Below are 256 nucleotides of genomic sequence, written 5' to 3'. Positions count from 1 at the left end.
ATGGTTTCGTGGCACGGTTCGTCGCTGACACGGCTTCCACCACCATTTCCGTGGAGACGGGTGAGGCGGATTACACCGCCGACGTCTCCTACAGCGATCTTGAGCGCCTGCGGCAAAATCCGAAACTGGCTGTGGAGGTCTATACCGACGCTTATCTCAACAATGCGGCCGTGTTCGAGTTCAATCTGGAGAACCCAATTCTGGCGAAGAAGGAGGTGCGTCACGCGCTGGCCCACGCCATCGACCGCGATTTCAT

1 protein-coding gene is annotated in these 256 nt (G+C 57.8%); it reads left to right on the top strand.

All coding sequences use genetic code 11. The annotated features are described in order from the left end of the window. Positions 1–256, top strand: a 256-nt coding sequence (locus I3253_RS20375; RefSeq protein WP_232272224.1) for an ABC transporter substrate-binding protein, incomplete at both ends; no start/stop codon positions are given.

This window comes from Thiosulfatihalobacter marinus, from assembly GCF_016019955.1.
GTDB lineage: Bacteria > Pseudomonadota > Alphaproteobacteria > Rhodobacterales > Rhodobacteraceae > Shimia > Shimia marinus_A.
The sequence above is the reverse complement of the archived record's forward strand: the minus strand, read 5'-3'. Positions and strand labels throughout refer to the sequence as shown.